The sequence below is a fragment of the Azospira sp. I13 genome (assembly GCF_003112695.1).
Classification (GTDB): Bacteria; Pseudomonadota; Gammaproteobacteria; order Burkholderiales; family Rhodocyclaceae; genus Azospira.
The window spans coordinates 187,311-213,492 of sequence record NZ_BFBP01000002.1; the positions used below are offsets into that span (position 1 = coordinate 187,311).

A 26,182-nucleotide genomic window follows, 5' to 3' on the forward strand; every position below is an offset into this window, starting at 1 on the left:
CCATGGACACCTTGCGCTACGCCAGCCCCGACGATGTGGAAACCGCCTTCTACGAGGCGCTGGAGAAAGGCGATCTGGAGGCCATGATGGCCCTCTGGGCCGAAGACGACGAAATCCTCTGCATCCACCCTGGCGGCCAACGCCTCTCCGGCCACGGCCAGGTGCGCCATGGCTGGCAGGAAATTTTCTCGGTCATGCCCAGCCTCAGCGCCCAGGTGGGTGACCGCCAGAGCTGGCAGAGCGCCCTGACGGCGGTGCGCAGCCTGACGGAAACCTACTACCCGGCCGATGGCCAGGAGCCTCCCGGCGACGTGGTGGTGACCCATATCTACGTGCGGGGCGCCGATGGCTGGCGTCTGCTGGCCCGCCACGCCTCGATGGCGCCGGAAGAGGACATCCTCGCCGGCGACACGCCCCGGACTCTCCATTGATGGCTCCCGGCCGCCTGCCGGACTACCGCCCACCCCGCTGGCTGCCCAGCGGCCATCTGCAAACCATCTATCCGCTGCTCATCAAACCGGCGGCTCCCGACTACCGGCGGGAGCGCTGGGAAACGCCGGACGGCGATTTCATCGATCTGGATTGGGCTACGCCCGCCACCTCCGCGCCCCTGGGCTCCGCCGCAACAGCGCCACTGCTGGTACTTTTTCACGGCCTGGAAGGCAGTTCCCGCAGTCACTACGCCACTGCCCTCACCCGGGCGGCCAGCGCCCTGGGCTGGGATAGCGTAGTCCCCCACTTTCGCGGCTGCTCCGGCGAACTGAACCGCCTGCCCCGGGCCTACCATTCCGGCGATTCCGCCGAGATCGACTGGATCCTGCGCCGCCTCAAGGCCTGCTTTCCACGGCGGCCCCTGTTTGCCGCCGGCGTCTCCCTAGGTGGCAATGCCCTGCTCAAATGGCTGGGGGAGCAGGAATTCCTGGCCGGCGACGTGGTGCAGGGTGCCGCGGCCATCTGCCCGCCCCTGGACCTGACAGCCTGCGGCCTGGCCCTGGGCCGCGGCTTCAACCGGATTTATAGCGCCCACTTCCTGCACACCCTGAAACGTAGCGCCGAGGTCAGACTGGCGCGCTTTCCCGGGCTTTTCGACGGCACCGCCATGCGTCGCGCCGGCAGCCTGGAAGCCTTCGACGATGTGGTCACCGCCCCCCTGCACGGTTTCAGCGGTGTCGCCGATTATTGGCAGCGCGCCTCGAGCAAGCCGCTGCTGCCCGGCATTCGGGTCCCCACCCTGGTGATCAACCCGGCCAACGACCCCTTCCTGCCCGCCCATGCCCTGCCCGGGCCTAAGCAGGTATCATTGCAAGTTCACCTGGAACAACCGCTCCAGGGTGGTCATGTGGGCTTCGTCAGCGGCGCCCTGCCCGGCCGCCTGAGCTGGTTGCCCGACCGCCTGCTGCATTTCTTTGCGCAACACCGCTAATCGACGCACCAACGATCCCGCCCCGTTACCCATGAACGCCACCCACGCCCAGCCCTTCCTCCCTCCCGAAATCTTCAAGGCTTACGACATCCGCGGCATTGTGGACAAGAGCCTGACGCCGGCAGTCGTCCGTGCCATCGGCCACGGCCTCGGCAGCCTGGCCCGGGAGCGGCAGCAGACGGCCATCGCCGTGGGCCGCGACGGCCGCCTTTCCGGCCCCGAACTGGCCGGCGCCCTGGCCGACGGCATCCGCGCCGCCGGGGTGGACGTGATCGACATCGGCTGCGTGCCCACCCCCCTCACCTATTTCGCCGCCCACCACCTGGGCTGCCACTCCTGCGTCTCCGTCACCGGCAGCCACAATCCGCCGGACTACAACGGCCTGAAAATGGTCATCGGCGGCGAGACCCTGGCCGGCGAAGCCATCCAGGCCCTGAAGCGCCGCATCGAAGCCGGCGATCTGGCCCAAGGCGAAGGCAGGCTGACCCAGGCCGACGTCAAGGCGGCCTACGTGGAACGCATCCTCGCCGACGTGAAGCTCGCCCGCCCCATGAAGATCGTCATGGATTGCGGCAACGGCGTCGCCGGGGCGGTGGCGCCGGAACTGTTCCAGCGTCTCGGCTGCGAGATCGTGCCCCTCTTCTGCGAGGTGGACGGCAACTTCCCCAACCACCATCCGGACCCCTCCAAGCCGGAGAATCTGGCCGACGTCATCCGCACCCTGAAGGAAACCGACGCCGAGATTGGCATCGCCTTCGACGGCGACGGCGACCGTCTGGGAGTGGTGACCAAGGACGGCGAAGTGATCTTCCCCGACCGCCAGCTGATGCTCTTCGCTGCCGACGTCCTATCCCGGGTCCCTGGCGGCGAGATCGTCTACGACGTCAAATGCACCCGCCTGCTGGCCCCCTGGATTCGCGAGCACGGTGGCAAGCCGGTGATGTGGCAGACCGGCCACGCCCTGATCAAGAAAAAGCTGAAGGAATCCGGCGCCCCCCTGGCTGGCGAGATGAGCGGCCACGTCTTCTTCAAGGAACGCTGGTTTGGCTTCGACGACGGCCTCTACACCGGCGCCCGCCTACTGGAAATCCTGGCCCGGACCGCCGACGCCAACCCGGTGCTGAAGGGCCTGCCCAACGCCACCAGCACGCCGGAGCTGAACATCAAGATGGCTGAAGGCGAACCCTTCACCCTGCTGGACAAGCTCAAGGCCAATGCCAAGTTCGAGAGTGCCCGGGAAATCATCACCATCGACGGCCTGCGGGTGGAGTACGCCGACGGCTTCGGCCTGGCCCGCCCCTCCAACACCACCCCGGTGGTGGTGCTGCGCTTCGAGGCTGACAACGCCGAGGCCCTGGCCCGTATCCAGGCCGATTTCCGCCGTGAACTAGCGGCCATCTGGCCCGGCTTGGCCCTGCCTTTCTGATCCTGCACCATGAATCCGCCCCTCGACGACGACATTTTCCTGGCCCGCCAGCCCATTCTGGACCGGGACCAGAAGCTGATTGCCTACGAGCTGCTATTCCGCAGCAGTGGCACCGACCGAGCTGCCGTGAACGATGGCCGCATGGCCACCGCCCAGGTGGTCGCCAACGCATTCGGGGAAATGTCCCTGGGCGATGTGCTGGGTCAGTACAAGGCCTATATCAACGCCACGCCGGACTTCGTCCTCGGCCCCGAGGTAGAAGTGCTGCCGGGGGAGAGCGTGGTCCTCGAACTACCGGCAGACACCCCCGCCGACGAGCGACTGGTGGCCCGATGCCGGGAGCTGAAGGAGCGGGGTTTCACCTTCGCCCTGGGCGGTGTCGCCCAGTTTGCCGCCAACGACCTGCCTCTGCTCGCGGAAGTGGAAATCCTCAAGGTGGACCACCAGCTGCTGGACAACCATCAGCTCTTTCTCCTGGCCTGCAAGCTACGGCCCCTGCAGAAAAAGCTGCTGGCGGAAAAAATCGAGGATCGGGCCCAGATGGAGCACTGCTTCGATCTCGGCTTCGAGTATTTCCAGGGCTATTACTTCGCCCGCCCCACCCTTATTTCCGGCAAGAAGCTGACCCACTCGGCGATGACGGTCATGCGGCTACTGGACCTGATCCTCAAGGATGCGGACACCTCCGCCCTGGAGCGTTCCTTCAAGGGCGAGCCGGGCCTCACCCTGAACCTGCTGCGCCTTACCAATTCCTGCGCCAGCGGCCTCTCGGTGCGCATCGGTTCGGTACGCCATGCCATCACCATCCTGGGCCGCAACCAGCTGCAACGCTGGCTGCAACTGCTGCTCTACGCCGACCCCCAGGGCGGCGAGGTCGGCCCCCTGCTGCAGCTGGCCGCCACCCGGGGGCGCTTCCTCGAACTGGTGACCCAGAAGTTCATGCCCCGGCAAAAGGACCTGCCGGACCGAGCCTTCATGGTCGGCATCCTCTCCCTGTTGCCGGCGGTGACCGGCCAGCCCATCGGTGACATCGTCACGCCCTTGCCCCTGCCGCCGGACGTCAAGCAGGCCCTAGTGGAATACAAGGGCGACCTGGGGCGGCTGCTGGCCCTGGCAGAGCAACTGGAAAAGGCCGACGGGGATGCCACCTTCGATGGCCTGATTGCCCAGATCCCCGGTCTGCGAGGCGCCCTGCTCACCGAGTGCCTCGCCCAGGCCATGGCCTGGGCCAACCAACTCGCCAGGGAAAACTAACCCATGGACAACGCCGGCTCCAGCAGCGCCACTCCCATTTACCTGGGCCGGCAGCCGATTCTGGATGCCCGGCAAGCCCTCTACGGCTACGAACTACTGTTCCGCAGCGGGCCGGCACCCAACCGGGCCATCGTCAGCAACCCCATGGCCGCCACGGCCACCGTCATTACCCATGCTTTCGCCGAGCTGGGCCTCGCCGACGCCCTGGGTGCCCAGCGAGCCTTCATCAACGTGGATGGCGACTTTCTCCTCAGCGAAGCGGTCGAGCTGCTGCCCAAGGACAAGGTGGTCCTGGAAATCCTCGAGACGGTGGAAATCACGCCGCCAATCCTGGAGCGCTGCCAAGAATTGCGGGACAAGGGTTTCATGCTGGCCCTGGACGACATCGTCGCCGTCACCCCGGCCATGCTGCCGCTGCTGGAGCTGATGCATATCGCCAAGGTCTGCATTCCCGCCGTGGCCCCCGAGGCCTTGCCGCCCTTGGTCCAGGCCCTCTCCCGCACCCCTGCCCGGCTCCTAGCAGAGCAGGTGGAAAGCCGGGAGCAGATGGAACACTGCCACCAACTGGGCTTCCACTTTTTCCAGGGCTACTACTTCGCCCGACCCATGGTCATCGCCGGACGCAAGCTCGGCCAATCCCGCGTCTCCCTGCTGAAATTGCTCTCCCAGGTACTGGACGATTCCGATACACCCCTGCTGGAGGAGACCTTCAAGCAGGCGCCGGGGCTCTCCATCAACCTTCTGCGCATGGCCAACTCCGCCGCCGTCGGGGCCCGTACCCGCATCACCTCCCTGCGCCACGCCATCACCCTGCTGGGCCGGCGCCAGTTGCAGCGCTGGCTGCAACTGCTGCTGTACACGGACCCTAGCGGCGGCGGCGGTTTCTCCCCTCTGTTACAGCTGGCGGCCACCCGGGCCCGTCTGCTGGAACTGCTGGCGGAGAGCCATATGGAAGGGGATCGGGAATTCGCCGACCGGGCCTTTCTAACCGGCATTCTCTCCCTGACACCGGCTCTTTTTGGTCCATCCATGGAGGAAATCCTGGGCCAGATCTCCAACCTCGCTTCCGACGTCAAGCAAGCCCTACTGCGCCATCAAGGCTCCCTCGGGCTGCTGCTACGCTTGGTCGAGGCCCTGGAAAGCGAAGACATGAGCCATGTGCCGGCCCTGGTGGCCCAATTGCCCGGATTGACCGCCGAGCGGGTCAATCTTTCGCTCTCCCTGGCCCTAGCCTGGACCCGGGCCATCGGCGAAGAGCAGGCCAACTAGGTCGGGATAGTCCGGCTTGCATTGGCTTGCATTGGTTTGCAATGGCCCACACTGGCCATGCATCACCCAGCGTTTCTCCGCGCTTCCCCAGGCATTCCAATACCCCGCACCGCTGCCGCATTCCTCTAGGAATAAAGCTTATTGATGGTGCACTGCAAGTTGCGCCATGCCTTGCCTTGGTTTAAAAATCCAATCCAATGAAGGAGTTGTCTGACGGCTCCCCACCCCCCGTTCAGGCAACACCTTTGCCTAGCCGCAAGCCCATTATCCGGCATCCCTGCTGCACACTGACCATCCGCTTTTCCCGCGGACGAGGAGGAGGCAAGCATGTTCCAGATTCGCCAAGCCGCCGGTACTGACCGGACAGCCATCCATGCCCTGCTCTCCCTGGCCCATGCCGGGGAACCCACGCACCGACTGCGGCAGGAAGACGTTCTGTACGTCGCCGATTCGGATGCCGGACTCATCGGTGTCGGTGGCCTGGACCCCTGCGATGAAGAGGTCGGTCTGCTGCATTCGCTCCTGGTGCGACCCGGCTTCCGCAAGCGGCGCATCGCCCGCCAGCTCTACCAGCATGTCCTCGACCATGCTTACGCCTTGGGCCTGAGGGAGTTGTACACCCTCACTGCCAGTGGCCGAACTTATTACGAAACCCTGGGCTTCACAAACACCGGAGCGGACGCCGTGCCAGCAGCCCTCGTCGAAGCGCTGCGACAGGATGATTTCGACCCGGAGCAGACCGCCCTGTTGCACCGCTCCCTTGCCCGGAGCGAACTGGTGCGGGACGATGGCGTACCTGCTGGCCAGGCGGACCCGGCCTGCGAAGCGGCCATCTACTTCGATACCGGTTTTCACTGCGCCGAGAGCGTCCTACTCGCCCTTTCACGCCATATGGGCCTGGATTCACCCTGGATTCCCCGTATCGCCTCCGGCTTTTGTAGCGGACAATCCCGCTCGTGGGGAGCCTGTGGCGCCCACTCCGGCGGAGTGATGGCCCTCAGCTTGGCATTGGGACGTGACGACCCGGCCAGCGGGGTCGGCGACAACTACCAGGCGATCCGCCGTTTCACCGAAGAATTCAAGGCGGCCTGCGGCAGTTGCAGTTGTGCCGAGCTGATGGGCTGCGATCTGGACAGCGCGGATGGCCAGCGGATGTACCGGGATGACCACCTCCATGCCCAATGCCGCGAGTACGTGATCATCGCCACCCGCCTGGCCCAGGACCTGCTGCCCCAGGCAGACATTCGCTAAGGCCTTGCCTGCTGCAATGGCATCACCGGTACCTCATGACGGCTCCACCGGCGCCTCAGCCACTTCGGAAATGCCGCGGACGAAGCTGGATACCCCGGCACCTTTGAGATAGACGCAAGGCTTGCCCTTGCGTTTGCAATGGTCCTTCAGCTTCCAGTACGCACCATGGCTGATGCAGCCTGCCTGGCAGATCACCGCATCGGCTGCCGACAATACCCCATCGAGAACCCGCGGGTTGTCCTCCAGGCCGCCATCGTGATGGGCAAAGCGCCCGCCCAGCCGCTCCACCAGCCGACGATAGGTTTCCACCAGCCCCGGCCGGCCACCCACGCAAAGCACATTGCGCCCCTCCAGCCGCGGAATGGTACCGTTCCTGCCGCAACTCTGGCCGCAGGCCGCCGATAGGGCGCAGGCATGGTCGCCCGCATCCGGCTCGCCATCCAGCAGCAGCCAGGACTCCATGGCCTGTTCCGCAGCCCGCAAATCGCTGTGATGTTCCTCCAGCTGCTGCTGCAGATCCCGCACCCGGGCCTCTGCCGCGTTGGCACGGTCTTCAGCAGAAACCAGGCGTAGCGCCAGGGCATCGGCCCGGCTGCGCTGGCCACTTTCGCTGCCATCCTGGGCCCGGATGCGGGCTTCGAGTTCAATTACCCGCTGTCCCAGGGCCTCGCGCTCGCAGGCAAAAACCTCCATTTCCGCCAATTGGCGCTTGAGTAGTTCTGTTTCCTGCACCTTTTCCGCCAGACGCTGCCCACCCCGTTCCCGCTGCACCGCCAGCTCCACCTTGAGGGCAGCATTGTCCACCTCAAGGCGCTTGAGTCGATTCACATCGGCCTGATGGGCTGCCCCAGCCTGGTGGGAAAGCATGTGGATGTCGCCGTAGATGCGCTGGGCCGTTTCGCTATCGCAGCGGGGATGGGTCCAGGCGGCCCACAGGGCATCGGCCACCTGGCCCAGAGCCACGGCCTCGCGCCACAGCCGATAGACCTCATCACCAGCCCGGGCATTGCGGAAGCGCTGCACGGTCAGGTTATAGCGCCGCTCCAGCTCCTGCTGCATCAGTTCCGCAAATGGTGTGCGCTGCTCGGAAAATCCCACCGCCTGGGTATGCAAGGCAAAGTCGGACATTCCCGGCGCCAGAATCTTGGCCCGTAAGGCCAGCTTGCGCAGCAGATCCAAGGGCAGGCAGGTGCCGATCACCGGGCAATGGTGCTGATGCTTCAATTCCCACAGACGCTTGCGACGGGAGCCGGCAGGCAAGGCTGGCGGCGGCACGGCTTCAGGCTCCATAGCGGTGATGGCAGGCGTGGCCAGGGGGCTATCGGGCAAGGCGAGGTCGAAGCCTTTTTTGCTGAACGGAATCACGATCGCTCCTTCTAGGAATGCGCCGGCACAAAACGGCGGCAGGGAAATGAGTGGCACCACATCCAGGCAGAACGAGAGCTCCCAGCCCCCTGATGAGCGGGCTGCCACACCCGCACCAAATGATAACGATTATTATTATTAAGGCAATACGACCTTCGCCAGATCAAGACAAAACCAACAGGCTAGAGAGCCAATTCATTACCCCTTCTATGTGTATGGACAACGGTGGAATTGGCTAAATCGTTTCGCATAAAGATCACAACACATTGAAAAACATGGCGAATAGCAGCAGCGGCAAACCTGACAATTACGTCAGACTTAAGTCAGGTATCTGACGTAAGAAAAATAATTGACTCGAGAATCATTCTTAATTAGATTTGCAATAACCACCTTACGTCGGTGGAGCCAAATTTTCATTTTTCAAACCCAAAAGCAGAGCCCGAAAAGGCCATAACCCGCTCAGGAGTCTTCCATGCGTTTGTCCCGTTTCTCTCCCTCCCGCCTGCTGCTGGTGCTTGCCGCCGCCTGGTCCTTCTCCGCTGCCGCCGTGGAATACCCCATCGGCACGCCGCAACAGCGTTACGGCATGGAAATTTCTGCCGTTTATCTGCAGGCGGTGAACATGGAGCCGGACGGCATGATGCGTAAGGCCGAAGAATCCGACATCCACATCGAAGCCGACATTCGCGCCCTGGCCAACAACCCCAACGGTTTCGAGGAAGGTCACTGGATTCCCTACCTGGTGGTGAAGTACGAAGTGAGCAAGATCGGCTCCGACCAGAAGACTTCCGGCGAATTCATGGCCATGGTGGCCAACGACGGCCCCCACTACGGCGACAACATCAAGCTCTTCGGCCCCGGCAAGTACAAGGTGAAGTACACCATCCTGCCGCCCACCGAAAACAAGCACGGCCATTTCGGTCGCCACACCGACCGCCTGACCGGAGTGCGCCCCTGGTTCAAGCCCTTTGAAATCGAAAACGAATTCACCTTCGTCGGTATCGGCAAAAAGGGTGGGTACTAAGCCATGGCTGCCACTCAACAACGCTTCCGTCGACGCCCTCTGGCGCTCCTGACGGCGGCCCTGCTGGCCGGAAGCGTGCCGGCCATGGCCGCCCCGGGTCCCAGCCAGGCCGACCTGATCAAGCTGCTGGAAAAGATGAACGATCGCCTGGAAAAGCTCGAGAAGCGCAATGCCGAGCTGGAAAAGCAGGTCCAGACGCCCCCCGCAGCCAAGGGCCCGGTGGCGCTGGAAGAGCGGATCAAGTCCCTGGAAGAGCACAACGCCCGCATCACCAAGGGCCTGGACAGCGACGACGTCAGCCAGTACGAGCCGGAAATCACCGCCCGGCTGAAGGCCGTCGAATTCCAGTCCCTGGACATGCTCAAGGCTGCCCGCACGGTGGAATCCCTCGAAGGCATCACCGCCGGCATCAGCCTCACCACCGTGGCCCAGCGCCCCGGTGGCCTGCCCCAGGGCGCTACTGCCAGCAACAGCCAGCTCAACTACCGGGGCGACGTTTTCGTCACCCTGCCCCTGGCCAATATCGGCGATACCGAGAGCCGCATCTTCGCCCAGTTCCGCCTCGGCCAGGGCCNCGTGGCCGTGCTGGGCCAGGCCTGGTACCAGGCCACCATTCCCCTGCCTTTCGGCGGCTACAAGCCCCGCTCCCGGGAAAAGCTGGAGATCAACTTCGGCAAGATGGACCCCTTCGTCTTCTTCGACCAGAACGCGGCCGCTAACGACGAAACCCGCCAGTTCCTCAACACCGTCTTCGTGCATAACCCGCTGCTGGATGCAGGCGGCGACATCGGCGTCGATGCCAACGGCTTCTCCCCCGGATTCCGTGTTTCCTACTACAACGAAACCCAGAAGCCCGAAACCTGGCGCCTCTCCATGGGCGTATTTGGTGCCGGCCCCAACGGCTCCACCTACACCCGTTCCTTCAGCTCGCCCATGGTCATCTTCCAGGCCGAGACCCAACGCAAGTTCTTTGGCGGTCTGACCGGCAACTACCGGGCCTACTACTGGCGTAACGGCCAGGCCCTCTCCTTCGGCGGCCAGGTGGAAAAGCACTCCGGCCTCGGCCTCTCCCTGGACCAGCGGGTCGGCGACGCCGTCACCCTGTTCGGCCGCTACGGCCAGCAGATCACCGGCAACGTGCGCTTCGACAAGGCCCTCACCGTCGGCGCCGAACTGGGCGGTTCCTACTGGGATCGCGGTGGCGACTCCCTGGGCCTGGCCCTCGGCATGCTGCACACCAGCAAGGACTTCTCCGGCGTTTCCGCCTTCGTCGATGCCGATAACGACGGCATTCCCGACTACGGCTTCAACGCCACGGGTGCCGAGCGGGTGGCCGAACTGTACTACCGCTACCGCATCAACAAGCAGTTCGAGCTGTCGCCCGACCTGCAGTACCTGGGACGCCCCGGCGGCGATGCTGCAGCCAAGGGCATCAAGATCTTCGGCGTACGCGCCCAGCTGACCTTCTAAGGAAGCCCCATGCGACTGACCTCCATCGTCATTCCCGCCCTGCTCCTGGCCGTCGCCCTGTTCTCGGCGCCGAGCCCGGCCGCGGCGGCGGAACTGCCGGCTTTCCAGATCGTGGCCAAGGACGGCAAGCTCATCCCCAACCGCCTGGAAGTGCCAGCGGGCGTGAAGTTCAAGCTGATGTTCCGCAACGAGGGCCCCGGGCCCGAGGAATTTGAAAGCACCCAGCCCCGCATGGAGAAGGTCCTGGCCCCGGGGGCCAGTTCCTTCGTCGTCGTTCAGCCGCTGCAACCCGGCACCTACCGCATCTTCGGCGAGTTCCACCCGGATACCGCCGAGTGCCTGCTCATCGCCAAGTAAGGAAGCCCCCATGCTCAATGCCCTGATCGTCGTCTGGCGCGAAAGCCTGGAAGCCATGCTGGTGGTGGGTGTGCTGCTGGCCTGGATCGCCCGCCAGGAAGACGCCCCCCGCCTGCGCCGCACACTGTGGAGCGGCGTCGCCGGAGGCACCCTGCTGGCCGTGGCCCTGGCCTTTCTCGCCTACGGCGCCCAGACCTGGCTCGACGGCGAGGCCCTGGAGCTGTTTCAGGTCGGCATGCTGCTGCTGGCCTGCGTGCTGATGACCCAGATGGTGATGTGGATGCGCCGCCATGGCGCCGCCATGAAGCGGGAACTGGAAGCCGGCGCCAGCCGTGCCGCCGAAACCGGCGGCCGCCTCGGCGTAGCCCTGGTGGCAGCCCTGGCCATCGGCCGGGAAGGCATGGAAACCGTGGTCTTCCTCTATGGCATGGCGGCAGAACGGCCGGCCGGCGAACTGCTGGGGGTCTACGGCATGGCCGCCCTGGGCTTCGCCATCGCCGCCCTAACCGCCTGGGCCGTAGCCCGGGGCTCCCGCTTCTTCTCCTACCGCACCGTCTTCCGCATCAGCGAAGTGGTGCTGCTGGTGACCGCCGGCGCCCTGCTGGGGGCCGCGGTGGACCGTTTGATCGGCATCGACCGTCTGCCCACCCTGATCGACCTGGTGTGGGACAGCTCCAACCTGCTCAACGACGGCAGCGGTGCCGGCCAGATTCTCGCCCTTTTCGCCGGCTACCGGGCCCAGCCCACCGGCATGCTGCTGCTGGCCTATGCCTTGTACTGGGGCTACGTGGCCCTGCGGTTGAAATCCTTCACCCCCAACCTCCCCGTGCGAGCCGAGTCATGCCAGCCCAAAGCCGTTCCCTGAACCCCGACTTGCCTCCTTCCCCGACCACGGCCCCCCGGGGCCGGCAGACCCGGCCCCGGGTCATTGCCGCCGGGCTGCAAGCCCTGGGGCTGGCCATGCAGCGCCACGCCCGGGCCATCCGCGCCATCCAGTGGGCAGTGGTGGTCTTCTACTTCGGCCTGGTCATCACCCCCGCCTTCCTGCCCTTGCCGCCGGAAGGCTCCAGCATCCTCGACAATCTCACCCTCTTCGCCCAGTTCCTCTTCTGGGGCATCTGGTGGCCCTTCGTCATGGTCTCGATGCTGCTCGTCGGCCGCCTCTGGTGCGGCGTCTTCTGCCCTGAAGGCACCCTCACTGAATGGATTAGCTGGCGCGGCCTCAACCTGCCCATCCCCCGCTGGATCAAGTGGGGTGGCTGGCCCTTCGTCGCCTTCGTGTGCACCACGGTGTTCGGCCAGCTGGTCAGCGTCTATGAATACCCCAAGGCTGCCCTGCTGGTGCTGGGCGGCTCTTCCGTGGCCGCCGTCGCGGTGGGTCTGCTCTACGGCAAGGGCAAGCGGGTGTGGTGCCGCCACCTGTGCCCGGCCTCCGGCGTGTTCTCTCTGCTCTCCCGCATCGCCCCGGTGCATTTCCGGGTGGACCGGGCCGCCTGGGATACCGCCCCGGCCCCTGGCACCCCGGTGAATTGCGCCCCCCTGGTGGATATCCGCCGCATGACCAGCGCTTCCGACTGTCACGCCTGCGGTCGCTGTGCCGGCCACCGGGACGCAGTGGTGTTGTCACCCCGCCGCCCCGATGCGGAAATCCTAGCCAGCAAGCCGGAGCAGATCGCCACCGGCGAAGCCCTGACGCTTCTCTTCGGCGTCCTCGGCATTGCCACCGCGGCCTTCCACTGGACCGTCAGTCCCCTCTTCGTGCAGCTGAAGACCGCCGCCGCCAACTGGCTCATCGACCGGGATTCCTTCCTACTGCTGCAGGACAACGCGCCCTGGTGGCTGCTCACCCACTACCCGGAAGTCGGTGACGTGTTCACCTGGCTCGACGGCCTGTGCATCCTGGCCTACATTTTGGGGGGCGGCACCGCCATCGCCCTCAGCCTGCAGGGCGCCATCGCCCTGGCCGCCCGCCTCGCCGGCAGCCCCCGCCTGCCCTGGCGCCGCCTGGCCCTGGGCCTGGTGCCCCTGGCCGGCGCCAATGTTTTCCTCGGCTTGTCCATGCTCACCCTGAGCCAGCTGAAGGGCGAACGGGTGATCCTGCCCTGGGTGCCGGATGCCCGCATCGCCATCCTCAGCGCCGGCGTCGGCTTTAGCCTGTGGCTGGGCTTGCGCCTGATCTGCCAAGCCACCCCAGTCTGGCAGCGCCGCCTGCCGGCCTTGGCCGTTTATACCCTGGCGCCGGCCCTCATCGGCCTGATCTGGTACGTGGTCTTCTGGGTCTGGTAAGCCCGCGGGAAGCCAGGGCGGGGAAATGCTCCCCCGCCCTGAAAATGGGAGTATGATGCAGCTAAGATAAGAACCGTTCTCAGATCGGGAACGGAAGACGACCCGACCTGGCATGAACTCCCTGCAGACCGCCCCCGCTACCCGTCTTTCCCAACTGAACCCCGGCCAGGAAGCCACCATCTCCGCCATTCATGCCGGCAGCGAAGTGGGCCTGCGCCTGGCAGCCCTGGGGTTTCGCATCGGCAAACGCCTGCGGGTGATGCGCCGGGGCTTTCTTTCCGGCCCCCTGCACATCCGCCTGGGCACTACGGATGTGATCATCCGCCGCCAGGACGCCCTGCAAATCCACGTTGCTGTCTGAGCCGGCGATGAAGCGCGTCGCCCTGCTTGGCATGCCCAACACGGGCAAATCCACCTTTTTCAACCGTCTCACCGGCGCCTCGGCCCGGGTCGGCAACTGGCCCGGCGTCACCGTGGACCTGCTGGCCGCCCCCATCCTGCTGGGCGGCCACATGGTCGAACTGGTGGATCTGCCCGGTCTCTACGACCTGCACGGTTTTTCCGACGACGAGAAAGTGGTGCGCCACTTCCTGGAAAACAACGCGGTGGACCTGGCGGTGATCCTGGTCAATGCGGTGCAGGTGGAGCGCCAGCTCTCCCTGGCCCTGCAGGTGCGGCAGCTGGGCCTGCCCTGCGTGCTGCTCCTCAACATGGCCGACGAGGCCCGCCAATACGGCATCCGCATCAATGTGCAGGAAATGGCGGCCCAACTGGGTATCCCGGTGGTGCTGTTCAGCGCCAAATACGGCGACCAGCAGGGGGAAGTGCAGCGCACCCTGGCCAAGACTCTGGATACGGCCCGCCCGGTACAGCTGGAAACCGTGCGCCGCTCCCTGGAGTCAGACGACGCCATCGAGCAGACCATGGGCCGCATCATGGAGGCCGCGGTGGAAGTGCCACCCCGCCTGTCGGACAACCTCACCGACCAGCTGGACCGGCTGGTGCTGCACCCCTGGCTGGGCCTGCCCCTGTTCTTCTTCGCCATGTTCCTGCTCTTCCAGGCCGTATTCTGGCTGGGCGCGCCCCTGCAGGATGGCATGGAATGGCTGTTCGACACCCTGCGCACCAACGCCCTGGACCCGGCCTTGGCCGGCGCCCCGGAGATGCTGCGGGGCTTCCTGCTGGACGGCATCTACAGCGGCATCGCCACCGTGGCCGCCTTCGTGCCCATCATCGTCCTCTTCTTCCTCTTCATGGCGGTGGTGGAAGATACGGGCTACCTCTCCCGCGCCGCCTACCTCACCGATGCCCTGATGGCCAGGCTGGGCCTGGATGGGCGCAGCTTCGTCATGCTCCTGATGGGCTTCGGCTGCAACGTGCCGGCGGTCATGGGTACCCGGGTGATGCGCTCCCGGCCGCTACGCCTGCTTTCCATGCTGATCATCCCGTTATCCCTGTGCTCGGCGCGGATGCAGGTCTTCCTCTTCATCATCAGCGCCGTCTTCCCTGCCAGCCAGGCGGGGCTGGCCCTGTTCTCCCTCTACCTCTTCAGCTTCGCCACGGCCATCGTTACGGCCCTGTTGTTCCGCAAGCACTTCCGCTCCAACGAGCCCTTCATTCTGGAACTGCCCCCCTACCGCCTGCCCACCCTGCGCCAGGTGCTGGTGCGGGGCTGGCTGGAAGTGCGGCACTTCCTCACCCGGGCCACCAAGATCATCATCGCCGGGGTGGTGCTGGTGTGGGTCCTGACCCACTTCCCCATGGGCGTGGAAGAGGCCGGACCGGAGAGCTACGCCGGCATCATCGGCCACTGGATGGAGCCCCTGCTCTCCCCCCTGGGCATCAGCGACCAGCTGGCCGTGGCCCTGATTTTCGGCTTCGTCGCCAAGGAAGTGGTGGTGGGTTCCCTGGCCGTCATCTACAGCCTCCAGGGCGACGCCCTGACCCAGCATCTGGCCCTGCAGATGGACTGGGTCCAGGCCTACAGCTTCATGCTGTTCACCCTCATCTACACCCCCTGCCTGTCCACCATCGCCACCCTCAAGGCCGAATCCCGCAGCAACGGCTTCGCCCTCTTCGCCGTGGTCTGGCCCCTGGCCCTGGCCTGGGGCGTCAGCTTCGCCTTCTATCAAGGGGCCCGGGCCCTGGGTTTCTAGGCCTTATCTAGGTCTTAGCAGAGATACAAAAGCCGAGGGGCGCCCACTGAAGGCGCCCCTCGGTTTTTTTTTGACTTCAGGCAGACAGTTTAGAGCGCGTCGAAGCCTGCATCCTCCACCGCTTCCCGCAGCTGGGCCACGGCCACCTGGGCGGGATCATAGGTGACGGTGGCCTGGCCCGGCTCCAGCACCACTTCAGCCTTTTCCACCCCGGGCAGTTTGGACAGCACGCCGGTGAGGGAGGCCACGCATTTCTGGCAGCTCATGCCGCCGACGGGAATGGTCGTTGTTTCCATGAAATCCTCTTTCTACTCTTTCCAAAAAGCCTGGCCACAGAGGGCACAGAGAACACAGAGTTTAAAACCGTCGGATGCTTCAAGGCCGACTATCGACGAAGAACACACATTAGCCACGACAAAGACTCCTCTGTGAACTCTGTGTCCTCTGTGGCTAACGCCTTTTACTTCGGCAACCAGCGCCGCAGCAGCAGGGAATTGCTCACCACCGACACCGAACTCAGGGCCATGGCGGCGCCCGCCACCACCGGGTTGAGCAGGCCAAAGGCGGCCAGGGGAATACCCAGCACGTTGTAGATGAAGGCAAAGAACAGGTTCTGGCGGATCTTCGACAGGGTGGCCCGGGAGAGCGCAATGGCGTGGGCCACCCCCATGAGGTCGCTCTTCACCAGGGTCAGGTCGGCGGCCTCCACGGCGGCGTCGGAACCGGCGCCCATGGCGAAGCTAACGTCGGCCGCGGCCAGGGCCGGGGCGTCGTTGATGCCGTCGCCAGCCATGGCCACCAGACGGCCGCCCTGTTTCAGTTTCTGCACTGCCGCCGCCTTGTCGCCGGGCAATACTTCGGCCTCGAAACGGGCGATACCGGCCTGGGCGGCAATGGCCGCCGCCGTGGCCCGGTTGTCGCCGGTGAGCATCACCACTTCCACGCCCAACGCTTGCAGACGAGCCACCGCGGCCTTGGAACTTTCCCGCAGGGGATCGGCGATGGCGATGAGGCCCAGGGCCCGGGCGCCATCCCCACGCGATTCGGCCAGCACCACCACCGTCTTGCCCTGCCCCTGCAAGGCAGCAAGGACGCCATTCTCCACCGTGGCACCCCGCTCCGCCGCCCAGGATGGGCTGCCCAGCAGCAGGGCCCGGGAGGAGACCGTCCCTTCTACCCCGTGGCCGGCCACAGCGGCAAAACCGCTCACCGCCTGCATCGTCAGCCCCCGGGCTTTCTGTTCGGCCAGCACGGCCCGGGCCAGGGGATGCTCCGAGCCCTGCTCCAGGGCCGCCGCCAGGGCCAGCACCTCGTCTTCGCTGGCGCCCAATGCAACGATGTCAGTCACCGCCGGTTCGCCCCGGGTCAGGGTGCCGGTCTTGTCCACCGCCAGCACCTTCAGTTTTTCCGCCCGCTCCAGGGCTTCTGCGTTTTTCACCAGGATGCCGGCGGCGGCGCCCCGGCCGGTACCCACCATGATGGCGGTGGGCGTGGCCAGCCCCAGGGCGCAGGGACAGGCGATGACCAGCACCGCCACCGCATTGACCAGGGCGGTGGTGAAGTCGCCACCCAGCCACCACCACAGGCTGAAGGTGACCAGGGCGATGGCGCAGACCACCGGCACGAAAATGGCGGAAATCTGGTCGGCCAGCCGCTGCACCGGCGCCTTGGAGCCCTGGGCCTCGGCCACCAGGCGGATGATGCCGGCCAGCAGCGTATGTTCGCCGACCCCGGTGGCACGGCAGCGCAACATGCCCTGGCCGTTGCTGGTGGCGGCGAAGACGGCGTCGCCCGCCTGCTTGCCGACGGGCATGGACTCGCCGGTGAGCATGGCCTCATTGACGCTGGAAGCGCCCTCGATCACCTCCCCATCCACCGGCACCGCTTCGCCGGGGCGGACGATGAAGATGTCGCCAGGAATGAGCAGGGCCACGTCCAGTTCCACCAGCTCACCATGGCGTTCGACCCGGGCGGTCTTGGGCTGCAGGCGCACCAGTGCTTCCAGGGCGGCGGTGGTCTTGGCCTTGGCCCGGGCTTCCAGCAGCTTGCCCAGGAGCACCAGGGTGATGACGGCGGCGGAAGCCTCGAAATAGACGTGCTGATGCTCCAGCCCGAAGAGGGTCACCACCAGGGAAAAGACGTAGGCCATGGTGGTGCCCAGGGCCACCAGCACGTCCATATTGGCGCCGCCGCCCCGCAGGGCCTTGTAGGCGCCGTCGTAGAAGCGCCAGCCGATCCAGAACTGCACCGGGGTGGCCAGCAGCAGTTGCAGCCAGCGGGGCAGCAGGTCGCTATGGCCGCCGACGCCATGTTCCGGCGCCGGGCCGAACATGGTGACCATCTGGGCCACCAGGGGCAGGGTGAGCAGGGCGGAAATGAAGAAGCGCCGCTTCTCGGCGGCGTAGAGGGCGGCCTTGCGGGCCTTTTCCTCTTCCCGGGTAGTGTCGCTGGCCACCCGAGCGCCGAAGCCGGCCTTTTCCACAGCGCTGATCAGCCGGGCCGTATCCACCAGGCCCGGCACATAGCGGATGCGGGCCCGCTCGGCGGCCAAGTTCACCGCCCCTTCAACGCCGGGCAGCCGGTTCAGCACCTTCTCGATGCGGGCCGCACAGGCAGCGCAGGTCATGCCCGTGAGTTCCAGTTCCACCGTGGCCGGCGGCACGGAAAAACCGGCCTTCTCGATGGCCTCCACCACCCGCTGGGGCGTGGTTTCCCCGCCGCTCAAGGCGACGCTGGCCCGCTCCGCCGCCAGATTGACGCTGGCTTCCACGCCGGGCAGACGGTTGAGCACCTTCTCGATACGGGCCGAACAGGCGGCGCAGGTCATGCCGGCGATGGGCAGATCCAAACGGCTGGCGGCAGGAACGGAAGCAGTAGCGGGGGGGGCAGAGGGAACAGGAGCAGCAGGATCGGACATGGCGCACTCGGCATCAAACATTAGCAGGGAATTATGGAGACGATCCCGACACCCCGCCAGTTACAGAAGGCCACCCATCCTTCAGGTACAGCCGGGCTGCGGCACAGCCCGGCAACAGGCCTCACTTCACCAGCAGCACCGGCACCGGGGATTCATGCAGCACCCGGGTGGCGACGGAGCCCATCAGCACGCCAGCCACCGCGGTGCGGCCGTGGGTGCCGAGAATGATCAGGTCGGCGCCCAGCTCGCTGGCCTGGTAGGCCACCACCTGGCCCGGCTGGCCCACGTGGATGTGGCGCTGGTAGGCCACGCCGGCGGCCTTGAGTTTGGCCTCGGCAGTGGTCAGATGTTCCTCGCTGTCTTCCCGGTAGTAGCGTTCCAGGGTTTCGTGGCCCAGCTGGCGCAGCACGCGGCCATCGGGAATGGGCGGATGCACATAGAGCAGGTGCACCGTCGGTACCTCCCGGTACCAGGACAGGCGGGAGATCAGGTGATCCACCGCCCGCAGGGAACACTCGGAACCATCCACCGCCAGCAAAAACTTAAGCATCAGTCACTCTCCAGATTCGGCACATCTTGGCAACGGCGCGCCCGTCGCGGTTCGCCCGCATTATGGGGCGGCGGCGGCAAAGCCACCAGACCCGGCGGCACGGTATGATTGCGTCCTAACCCAAACTGCTTGGAGGCAACATGAGCGCAGGCAACCTGCTCACCCTCGGCGTCATCGCCGTCGTTCTCGTCTATGGCGTCATGCTCTACAACGGTCTGGTGACCCTCAAGCACGGCGTGGCTAAGGCCTGGGCCAACATCGACGTGCTGCTCAAGCAGCGCCACGACGAGCTGCCCAAGCTGGTGGAGGTGTGCAAGCAGTACAAGGAATTCGAGCAGACCACCCTGCAACGGGTGATCGAAGCCCGTTCCCAGGTGCAGCAGGCCCGGGAAGCCCACGACGTGGGCGCCCTGGGCGAGGCCGAAGGCGCCCTGCGCATGGGCCTGGGCCGCCTCTTCGCGGTGGCCGAGGCCTACCCGGAGCTGAAGGCCAACGAGCACTTCATGCAGCTGCAGCAGCGCATCACCGCCCTGGAAAACACCATTGCCGACCGCCGCGAGCTGTACAACGAGGCCGTCAATCTCAACAACGTGCGGGTGGAACAGTTCCCGGACGCCGTCATTGCCCGCCTCTTCCGCTTCGATGCCCATCCCCTGCTGGAGTTTTCCGCCGCCGAAAAGGCCGATGTGGACATGAAGCAGCTGTTCAGCTGAGCGCCCTCCCCCCGTGGATTTCAAGCGGCACTGGCAGACCGGCCAGTGGGTCACCTCGGGGGCCCAACTGGCCCTGCTGGCCATCGGCGCCCAGTTCGAATCCCCGACGGGGTGGATGGCCTGCCTGGCCCTCATCGCCCTGATCAGCATTTTCGCCTGGGTCGGCGCCCTGAAACGGCGCCGGGCCATGGCTGATACCCCGACTTCCCGCATCGCTTCCGCCGCCCAGGGCTACGTGGAATTGCAGGGCAGCGGCCGCCCCCTGGACGGGTTGCCCCTGCGCTCCCCCTTGAGTGCCAGCCCCTGTCTGTGGTTCCGCAACATCACCGAGCAGAAGGATTCGGACAACAAGTGGCGCACCATCAGCCAGGAGGAAAGCCACGCCTCCTTCATCGTCGATGACGGCAGCGGCCAATGCGCCGTAGACCCGGCGGGGGCGGAAATCCACACCGGGCACAAGCGTCAGTGGAGCGAAGGGGATTACCGCCATACCGAATGGCAGCTGCGGCCCGGCGACCCGCTCTACGCCCTGGGGGAATTCCGCACCCTGACGGGCGGCGACGGCCTGCTGGACCCGGCGGAAGAACTGAAGCTGCTGCTCGCCGAGTGGAAGAAGGACCCGGAGGAACTGCACCGCCGCTTCGACCTCAATGGCGACGGCCAGCTGGACATGGAGGAATGGGCCCTGGCCCGCCAGGCGGCCCGCCGGGAGGTGGAAAAAATGCGCCGCGACATCGGCGCCCAGCCCGACCTGCACCTGATGCGCCGCCCCGCCGATGGCCGGCTCTACCTCGTCACCAATCTCTGCCCGGACAAACTGGCCCGCCGCTACGGCCTGTGGGCCCTGTTCCACCTCACCGTCTTCTTCGCCGCCCTGGTCGCCCTGCCCTGGGTCTGGCAACTACAATAAGCAATAAAAATAACGGGCACCGCCCAGGCCAAAAGGAGACAGCATGACCATCCTCAGCACCGCTGCTGCCGTCGCCACCCTGCTGGTGGCCCTGCTCCACGCCTACATCCTGGTGCTGGAGATGTTCTGGTGGAACACCCCGAAAGGCCGCAAGGCCTTCGGCCTGACGCCGGAATTCGCCGCGGCCACCCGCGTCCTGGCGGCCAACCAGGGACTCTACAACGGCTTCCTCGCCGCCGGCCTGCTGTGGGGCGTGCTGGCGGGCGAGGCCGGTTTCTCCATCCGCTGTTTCTTCCTCGGCTGCGTGGTGGTGGCCGGCCTCTTCGGCACCGCCACCGCCAACCGCCGCATCCTCTTCGTCCAGGCCCTGCCCGGGGCCCTGGCTCTGGGCCTCAACCTGCTGGCGGCCTAAGTCCCTGACGGCCTCAGTGGTCGGCTCCCGGGCCCACAGCCACGCCCTTCTGGGGCTTGGCCAGCCAGACCACGGCGAGGAAGCTGAGGAAGAGGAAGCCGGAAATCCAGAAATACTCGTCCAGGGCCAGCACCCCCGCCTGGCCGGTGACCAGACGATCCAGGGTGCCCAGGGTCTGCTCCGGCGACAGGCCGGCGGCCACCAGCCCGTCCCGGGCCTGCAGGGCCGCGGTGTCGTAGGGGGTCAGGTGTTCCACCAGCTGGGCGTGGTGCAGGGTGGTACGGTCCTCCCACACCGTGCTGGCAATGGAGGTGCCGAAGGCCCCGGCGGTGATGCGGCAGAAGTTGGAGAGACCCGAGGCCGCTGGAATGCTGTGGGGCGGCAGGCCGGAAAGCAGGATCGAAGTGAGGGGCAGGAACAGGCTGGCCATGCCCGCCCCCAGGATGATCTGGGGCAGCACCACGGTGAAGTTATCGGCCCCGGTGGTGAAACCCGAACGCAGGAAGGACACCGCCGCCAGGATGATGAAGCTGGCGCTGGCGATGAGCCGCGGGTCCACCTTGGGCAGGGACTTGCCAATCACCGGCGACAGCAGCAGGGCCAGGATGCCTACCGGCGCCGCCGTCAGGCCCGCCAGGGTGGCGGTGTAGCCCATCTGGGTCTGCAGCCACAGGGGAATCAGTACCAGGCCGCCGAAGAAGAGGCCGTAGGCCAGGGACAGGGTGGCGGTGCCGGTGACGAAATTGCGCCGGGTGAAGAGGGAAAGATCCACCACCGGATGCTCCTCCGTCAGTTCCCACACCAGGAAGACGGCGAAGGCCACCAGGGCGGTAAGGCCCAGGGCGACGATCTCGCCGGAATTGAACCAGTCCAGCTCCTTGCCCTTGTCCAGCATGATCTGTAGCGCCCCCACCCACAGCACCAGCAGGGCCAGGCCCAGCTTGTCGATGGGCACGATGCGGGTCGGGCTTTCACGCTTGTGATAGACCTGCCAGGTGATCCAGGCGGCGAACAGGCCCACGGGCACGTTGATGTAGAAAATCCACGGCCAGGAGACGTTGTCCGACAGCCAGCCCCCCAGGATGGGCCCCACCACCGGCGCCACCATGGTGGTCATGGACCACATGGCCAGGGCCATGCCGCTCTTGGCCACCGGGTAGGAGGAGAGCAGCAGGGCCTGGGAAAGGGGAATCATGGGCCCGGCCACGGCGCCCTGGAGGATGCGGAAGGCGATCAGCAGCTCCAGGTTGGGGGCCAGGCCGCACAACACCGAGGCCAGGACGAAGAGCAGCACCGAGGTGACGAACAGCTTCACCTGGCCGAAGCGCTGGGTCAGCCAGCCGGTCAGCGGCACGGCAATGGCGTTGGCCACGGCGAAGGAAGTGATGACCCAGGTGCCCTGGGAGGAGGACACCCCCAGGTCGCCGGAAATGGCAGGGATCGACACATTGGCGATGGTGGTGTCCAGCACGTTCATGAAGGTGGCCAGGGACAGGGCCACCGTGCCCACCACCAGGGAGGTGCCGGTGAGGGGCGGCGGCGGGGCCGGCGGGCTGGCCGGCGAGGTTGCCGTGTTGGCCCCGCTCCCGGAGGCAGCCTGGCTCATGAGCGGCCCTTGCCCAGGTTGGCGGCGATAATGCGGGCGATGCGCTGCTCTGCCGCCTTGTCTTCGACCCCGAAGGCCTGGGTCTGGTAGGCCGGCTCGCTGCGGGGCGCGGTGCCCAGTACCGGGCCGGATTCATCGCTCAGATCCACCTCGGTCAGCATGGAAAGGCCCAGGCGCAGGGGATGCTCGGCCAGTTCCTTGGGGTCCAGGGTGATGCGCACCGGCACCCGCTGCACCACCTTGATCCAGTTACCGGTGGCGTTCTGGGCCGGCAGCAGGGAGAAGACGCCGCCGGTGCCGGCCCCCAGGCCGGCCACCTTGCCGTGGTATTCGACGCTGGAGCCGTACACGTCGGCATGGAGTTTCACCGGCTGGCCGATGCGCATGTGGGCCAGCTGGCTTTCCTTGAAGTTGGCCTCCACCCACAGGCCGTCCAGGGGGACGATGGCCATCAGGGGCGTGCCCGGCTGGATGCGCTGGCCCACCTGCACGCTGCGCTTGGCCACGTAGCCGGAGACCGGCGCCGGCAGCATGGCCCGGGTCATGGCCAGATGGGCTTCCCGAACCCTGGCGGCGGCCCGTTCGACGCTGGGGTGATGTTCCGGCGTGGTGCCTTCGGTGAGGGCGTCGCTGGCGGCCAGCTGTTCCTTGGCAGTGGCCAGGGCGGCGGCGGCGGTATGGGTGGCGGCCGCCGCATGTTCCAACTCTTCCTTGGCCACGGCGCCGCTGTCGGCCACCGCCTGGCGACGCTTCAAGTCGTCCTCGGCGCGGCGCAGTTCGGCTTCCCGCAGAGCCACCTGGGCGGCGGCGGCGCTGCGGCCGGCGAAGAGGTTGCGGGCCTGGCGCACCTGCTGGGCCAAGTCAGCCTCGGCCTGCTCCAGGGCCACCCGGGCATCGGCCGGGTCCAGGCTTACCAGGGGCTGGCCGGCCTGGACGAAGTCGGTGTCGTCGGCCTGGATGGCCAGCACGGTGCCGCTGGTCTGGGGCGTCACCTGCACCAGGTTGCCGCCCACGTAGGCGTTGTCGGTGTGTTCGTGGTGGCGGGCCACCAAGGCCCACCAGGCGCCGTAGGCCAGGCCGGCCACGGCGAAGGCGGCGGCCAGCCGGGTCAGCAGTTGCTTGCGCCGGCCGTTGTTGGGGGCGGCGGTCGGGGTGTTCTGTGCGCTCATTGTTCGTTGCTCCGCAGGGCGGTCTGTTGGGGTTGGGCGTGCGTGTTGTCGTTGGTGTTTTGAGTGGCAGCAGCAGGCAGCAGGGCCGCGCCGTAGCCGCCGCCCAGGGCCTTGATGAGGCCGATGCGGGCGGCCAGCTGGCGTTGGCGCAGGTCGGCTTCGGCCCGGCGCCGTTCCAACCAGGGCGTCTCCGCCGTCAGGGCGGCGCCTTCGCTGGCCAGGCCTGCGGCAAAGCGCTGGCGGGCCAGGTTGCGGGCCCGCCCGGCCTGGCTCAGGGCCAGGTTCGATTCCCGGGCCTGGCCGGCCAGGGACTGGAGGCTGGCGGCCTGGTCGGCCACGTCCCGCACCGCTTCCACCAGGGTCTGGTTGTACTGGGCCAGGGCCAGGTCCTCGTCGGCGTGGGCCCCTTCCAGATTGGCGCGGCGGCGGCCGCCGTCGAACAAAGGCAGGCTGATGGCAGGCACCAGGCCGGCGATGCCGCTGGCGGACTTGAGCAGATTGCCAAGGCCGATGCTGGAATAGCCGATGAAGGCCAGCAGGTTCACATTGGGGTAGAACTCGGCCTTGGCAGCGGTGCTGCCGCCCCGGGCGGCTTCGACCCGCCAGCGGGCCGCCACCAAATCGGGGCGCCGACCCAGCAGGTCGGCGGGCAGCACGCTGGGTAATGCGGTGGAACCCAGCTGCAAAGCCGGGCGCTGCAGGCTGGCGGCAAAGTCCGGCCCCTGGCCGGCCAGAGCGGCCAGGGTGTGGCCTTGCAGGGTCAGTTGCTCGGCCAGAGCCTGCACTTCCTGGCGGGCGGCGGCGGCCTGGCTCTCGGCCAGGGCCGTGTCGCTTTCGGCCACCAGGCCGGCGGCGAGGAGCCGTTGCTGCAGTTCCAGCAGGCGCTGGCGCTGGGCCAGTTGATCCCGGGCCACGTCCTGCAAGGCAGAGAGCCGCTCCAGATCACCGTAGGCCCGGGCCAGGGCGGCGGCGAGGATCAGGCGGGCGCCCTGGGCTTCCGCCGCGGCGGCCTGCTGCCGGGAGAGAGCGGACTGGAAGAGGCTGCGGTTGCGATTCCAGAAATCCAGGTCGTAGGCGAAATCCACGGCCAGGCGCCCGGAAGTGCGGGTGCTGCCGGCCAGGGGCGGGGGAATGGCGCCGGTCTCGGTGTAACGCTGCCGCGTCGCATCCAGGCCGATCTCGGCGCTGGGCTGGCGATTCGCGCCGTAGGCATCGGCCTGGGCCTGGGCCTGACGCAGGCGGGCTTCGGCCACCTGCAGGGAGGGAGCCTCGGCCAGGGCGGTGTCGATGAGACGGTCCAGCTGGGCATCGCCCAGGGCCGTCCACCAGCGCTCCTGGGGCCAGGGGGCGTCGCCCTGACTGAGGCGGGTGGCCAGGGGCGCGGCCTCGGCCAGATGGCCATGGGGGGCGCTATCGCCGGGAGTGGCGCAGCCGGCCAGGGCCAGCAGGAGCGGGAGTGTAACCAAGGAAACCAGGAGCGGGGCGGAACGCGGCGCCTGGGGCCGGGACGCCGGAAAAACGGGGGATGCAGCCATGGGGGAAAGCTACCGGGAAGAACGGAAGGCTACTGTACGCCGCCCCGTACGTCGGGATAAGCTACCTATTTCGGGAAACATTGTTCCACTGGGAGGACAATCCACCATGCAGACCGATTTCAACCAATTGCTGATCTTCGCCAAGGTGGTGGAACAGGGCAGCTTCATCGGCGCCGCCCGGGCCCTGGACCTGCCCAAGACCACGGTGAGCCGCAAGGTGCAGGAGCTGGAGGAACGCCTGGGCACCCGGCTCCTGCAGCGCACCACCCGCCGCGTCGCCCTGACCGAGGCCGGCGCCACCTACCACGAGTACTGCAGCCGCATCGTGCAGGACCTGGAGGAGGCGGACAACGCCGTGGGCCGCATGCGGGAAGCGCCCCGGGGTGCCCTGCGGGTCTCCGCCTCCTTCTCCTTCGGTATGGGGGCCCTGGTGCCCCTGGTGCCGGAATTCCTGGCCCAGTACCCGGAGATCAACCTGCAACTGGAACTGCGCAACGACACGGTGGACCTGCTGGCCGAAGGCTTCGACCTGGCGGTGCGCATCGGCCCCCAGACCGATTCCTCCTACGCCAGCCGCCAGCTGGGCCGCAGCCGCCTCTACCTCTACGCCAGCCCCGGCTATCTGGAAGCCCACGGCACGCCTGCCGGCCCGGAGGAAATCCCCGGCCACCCGACCCTGACCCTCTCCCGCTTTTCCCGCCATGGCCGCTACTACTGGCCCTTGCAGAACGGCAATGAGGAACGGGAGGTCTATCTCAGCCCCCATCTGGTGGCCAACGACCCGGGGGTGATCCGCTATGCGGCGGTGGCCGGCCTGGGCATCGCCATCCTGCCCGCCATGCTGGTGCGCCGGGAGCTGGAGGACGGCAACCTGGTGCGCATATTCCCCGAGTGGGAGGGGCCGCCGACGGAAATCAGCGCCGTGTACCCCAGCCGCCGGGGCCTCTCGCCCAAGGTGCGGGCCTTCATCGACTTCATGGGGGAAAAGCTGGAGCACCTGCCTGGCCTGCAACTCACCGCCCCGCGCCCCTGCCTCAAGGATTGAGCCCGGACTTCAAAGCAGGCCGCAGTCGGGTTGAGTGCGGTCTT

The 26,182-nt window shown here is 66.5% G+C and carries 24 protein-coding genes; 17 read left to right on the forward strand and 7 right to left on the reverse strand.

Annotated elements, in window-relative coordinates:
- The first annotated feature begins 2 nt into the window (after positions 1 to 2).
- The 6 genes from AZSI13_RS00900 (at position 3) to AZSI13_RS00925 (ending at position 6,623) form a co-directional block, all read left to right on the forward strand.
- Positions 3 to 431 carry a nuclear transport factor 2 family protein gene (locus AZSI13_RS00900; RefSeq protein WP_109039299.1) on the forward strand — a complete coding sequence of 143 codons (429 nt, stop codon included), beginning with the start codon at positions 3 to 5 and terminating at the stop codon, positions 429 to 431.
- Complete coding sequence (locus tag AZSI13_RS00905) at positions 431 to 1,423, forward strand: hydrolase (protein ID WP_109039300.1); 993 nt, start codon at positions 431 to 433, stop codon at positions 1,421 to 1,423. The genes AZSI13_RS00900 and AZSI13_RS00905 overlap by 1 nt, the downstream gene beginning before the upstream one ends.
- A gap of 31 nt (positions 1,424 to 1,454) precedes the next feature.
- Positions 1,455 to 2,849, forward strand: a complete 1,395-nt coding sequence (locus AZSI13_RS00910) for a phosphomannomutase/phosphoglucomutase (protein WP_109039301.1) — start codon at positions 1,455 to 1,457, stop codon at positions 2,847 to 2,849.
- 9 nt (positions 2,850 to 2,858) lie between these two features.
- Entirely contained in the window at positions 2,859 to 4,103 is a 1,245-nt protein-coding gene (locus AZSI13_RS00915) for an EAL and HDOD domain-containing protein (protein ID WP_109039302.1), read from the forward strand.
- Between the two features lie 3 nt (positions 4,104 to 4,106).
- A complete protein-coding gene (locus AZSI13_RS00920) occupies positions 4,107 to 5,372 on the forward strand; it encodes an EAL and HDOD domain-containing protein (RefSeq protein ID WP_109039303.1) in 1,266 nt (421 codons plus the stop codon).
- 327 nt (positions 5,373 to 5,699) lie between these two features.
- Complete coding sequence (locus tag AZSI13_RS00925; RefSeq protein WP_109039304.1) at positions 5,700 to 6,623, forward strand: C-GCAxxG-C-C family (seleno)protein; 924 nt, start codon at positions 5,700 to 5,702, stop codon at positions 6,621 to 6,623.
- A gap of 33 nt (positions 6,624 to 6,656) precedes the next feature.
- Here AZSI13_RS00925 and AZSI13_RS00930 read toward each other — a convergent pair whose 3' ends face one another.
- The gene (locus tag AZSI13_RS00930; protein WP_109039305.1) at positions 6,657 to 7,988 is read right to left on the reverse strand and encodes a DUF2325 domain-containing protein; all 1,332 of its coding nucleotides are present in this window, start codon (positions 7,986 to 7,988) and stop codon (positions 6,657 to 6,659) included.
- 472 nt (positions 7,989 to 8,460) lie between these two features.
- On the opposite strand from AZSI13_RS00930, the gene AZSI13_RS00935 reads away from it, so the two are divergent.
- The 7 genes from AZSI13_RS00935 to feoB all read left to right on the forward strand — a co-directional run bounded on the left by AZSI13_RS00935 (position 8,461) and on the right by feoB (position 15,281).
- Positions 8,461 to 9,012 (forward strand): iron transporter, encoded by a 552-nt coding sequence (locus tag AZSI13_RS00935; RefSeq protein WP_109039306.1) that lies wholly within the window; start codon positions 8,461 to 8,463, stop codon positions 9,010 to 9,012.
- A gap of 3 nt (positions 9,013 to 9,015) precedes the next feature.
- Positions 9,016 to 10,482, forward strand: a complete 1,467-nt coding sequence (locus AZSI13_RS00940) for a carbohydrate porin (protein WP_109039307.1) — start codon at positions 9,016 to 9,018, stop codon at positions 10,480 to 10,482.
- A 9-nt stretch (positions 10,483 to 10,491) separates the two neighbouring features.
- On the forward strand, positions 10,492 to 10,839 hold the full coding sequence (locus AZSI13_RS00945; RefSeq protein ID WP_109039308.1) for a cupredoxin domain-containing protein: 348 nt from the start codon (positions 10,492 to 10,494) through the stop codon (positions 10,837 to 10,839).
- 10 nt (positions 10,840 to 10,849) lie between these two features.
- Positions 10,850 to 11,704, forward strand: coding sequence for an FTR1 family protein (locus AZSI13_RS00950; RefSeq protein WP_109039309.1), 855 nt, complete (start codon positions 10,850 to 10,852; stop codon positions 11,702 to 11,704).
- Positions 11,680 to 13,125 carry a 4Fe-4S binding protein gene (locus AZSI13_RS00955; RefSeq protein WP_109039310.1) on the forward strand — a complete coding sequence of 482 codons (1,446 nt, stop codon included), beginning with the start codon at positions 11,680 to 11,682 and terminating at the stop codon, positions 13,123 to 13,125. Before AZSI13_RS00950 ends, AZSI13_RS00955 begins: the two co-directional genes overlap by 25 nt.
- A gap of 112 nt (positions 13,126 to 13,237) precedes the next feature.
- Positions 13,238 to 13,486 (forward strand): FeoA family protein, encoded by a 249-nt coding sequence (locus tag AZSI13_RS00960; RefSeq protein ID WP_109039311.1) that lies wholly within the window; start codon positions 13,238 to 13,240, stop codon positions 13,484 to 13,486.
- A 7-nt stretch (positions 13,487 to 13,493) separates the two neighbouring features.
- Positions 13,494 to 15,281 (forward strand): ferrous iron transport protein B, encoded by a 1,788-nt coding sequence (gene feoB, locus AZSI13_RS00965; RefSeq protein WP_109039312.1) that lies wholly within the window; start codon positions 13,494 to 13,496, stop codon positions 15,279 to 15,281.
- 89 nt (positions 15,282 to 15,370) lie between these two features.
- Here the strand turns inward: feoB and AZSI13_RS00970 are convergent, their stop codons facing one another.
- From AZSI13_RS00970 to AZSI13_RS00980, 3 genes are all read right to left on the reverse strand, one after another.
- Positions 15,371 to 15,577, reverse strand: a complete 207-nt coding sequence (locus AZSI13_RS00970) for a heavy-metal-associated domain-containing protein (RefSeq protein WP_109039313.1) — start codon at positions 15,575 to 15,577, stop codon at positions 15,371 to 15,373.
- A gap of 164 nt (positions 15,578 to 15,741) precedes the next feature.
- A complete protein-coding gene (locus AZSI13_RS00975; RefSeq protein WP_165833267.1) occupies positions 15,742 to 18,108 on the reverse strand; it encodes a heavy metal translocating P-type ATPase in 2,367 nt (788 codons plus the stop codon).
- Positions 18,109 to 18,319: 211 nt separating this feature from the next.
- On the reverse strand, positions 18,320 to 18,748 hold the full coding sequence (locus tag AZSI13_RS00980; protein WP_109039314.1) for a universal stress protein: 429 nt from the start codon (positions 18,746 to 18,748) through the stop codon (positions 18,320 to 18,322).
- Positions 18,749 to 18,888: 140 nt separating this feature from the next.
- On the opposite strand from AZSI13_RS00980, the gene AZSI13_RS00985 reads away from it, so the two are divergent.
- Genes AZSI13_RS00985 through AZSI13_RS00995 form a run of 3 tightly spaced genes read left to right on the forward strand, consistent with a single transcriptional unit; the run spans position 18,889 to position 20,783 of the window.
- Complete coding sequence (locus tag AZSI13_RS00985) at positions 18,889 to 19,461, forward strand: LemA family protein (RefSeq protein ID WP_109039315.1); 573 nt, start codon at positions 18,889 to 18,891, stop codon at positions 19,459 to 19,461.
- Positions 19,462 to 19,474: 13 nt separating this feature from the next.
- On the forward strand, positions 19,475 to 20,371 hold the full coding sequence (locus AZSI13_RS00990) for a GIDE domain-containing protein (RefSeq protein WP_109039316.1): 897 nt from the start codon (positions 19,475 to 19,477) through the stop codon (positions 20,369 to 20,371).
- Positions 20,372 to 20,414: 43 nt separating this feature from the next.
- On the forward strand, positions 20,415 to 20,783 hold the full coding sequence (locus tag AZSI13_RS00995; RefSeq protein WP_109039317.1) for a DUF1304 domain-containing protein: 369 nt from the start codon (positions 20,415 to 20,417) through the stop codon (positions 20,781 to 20,783).
- A gap of 13 nt (positions 20,784 to 20,796) precedes the next feature.
- Here AZSI13_RS00995 and AZSI13_RS01000 read toward each other — a convergent pair whose 3' ends face one another.
- From AZSI13_RS01000 to AZSI13_RS01010, 3 genes are read right to left on the reverse strand one after another with little or no spacing between them, the layout of a single operon-like run.
- Positions 20,797 to 22,389 (reverse strand): DHA2 family efflux MFS transporter permease subunit, encoded by a 1,593-nt coding sequence (locus tag AZSI13_RS01000; RefSeq protein ID WP_109039318.1) that lies wholly within the window; start codon positions 22,387 to 22,389, stop codon positions 20,797 to 20,799.
- On the reverse strand, positions 22,386 to 23,558 hold the full coding sequence (locus AZSI13_RS01005) for an HlyD family efflux transporter periplasmic adaptor subunit (RefSeq protein WP_109039319.1): 1,173 nt from the start codon (positions 23,556 to 23,558) through the stop codon (positions 22,386 to 22,388). Before AZSI13_RS01005 ends, AZSI13_RS01000 begins: the two co-directional genes overlap by 4 nt.
- The gene (locus AZSI13_RS01010; protein ID WP_109039320.1) at positions 23,555 to 25,093 is read right to left on the reverse strand and encodes an efflux transporter outer membrane subunit; all 1,539 of its coding nucleotides are present in this window, start codon (positions 25,091 to 25,093) and stop codon (positions 23,555 to 23,557) included. Before AZSI13_RS01010 ends, AZSI13_RS01005 begins: the two co-directional genes overlap by 4 nt.
- 106 nt (positions 25,094 to 25,199) lie before the next feature.
- Between AZSI13_RS01010 and AZSI13_RS01015 the strand changes: the two genes are divergently transcribed.
- A complete protein-coding gene (locus tag AZSI13_RS01015) occupies positions 25,200 to 26,138 on the forward strand; it encodes a LysR family transcriptional regulator (RefSeq protein ID WP_165833259.1) in 939 nt (312 codons plus the stop codon).
- Positions 26,139 to 26,182: the final 44 nt, after the last annotated feature.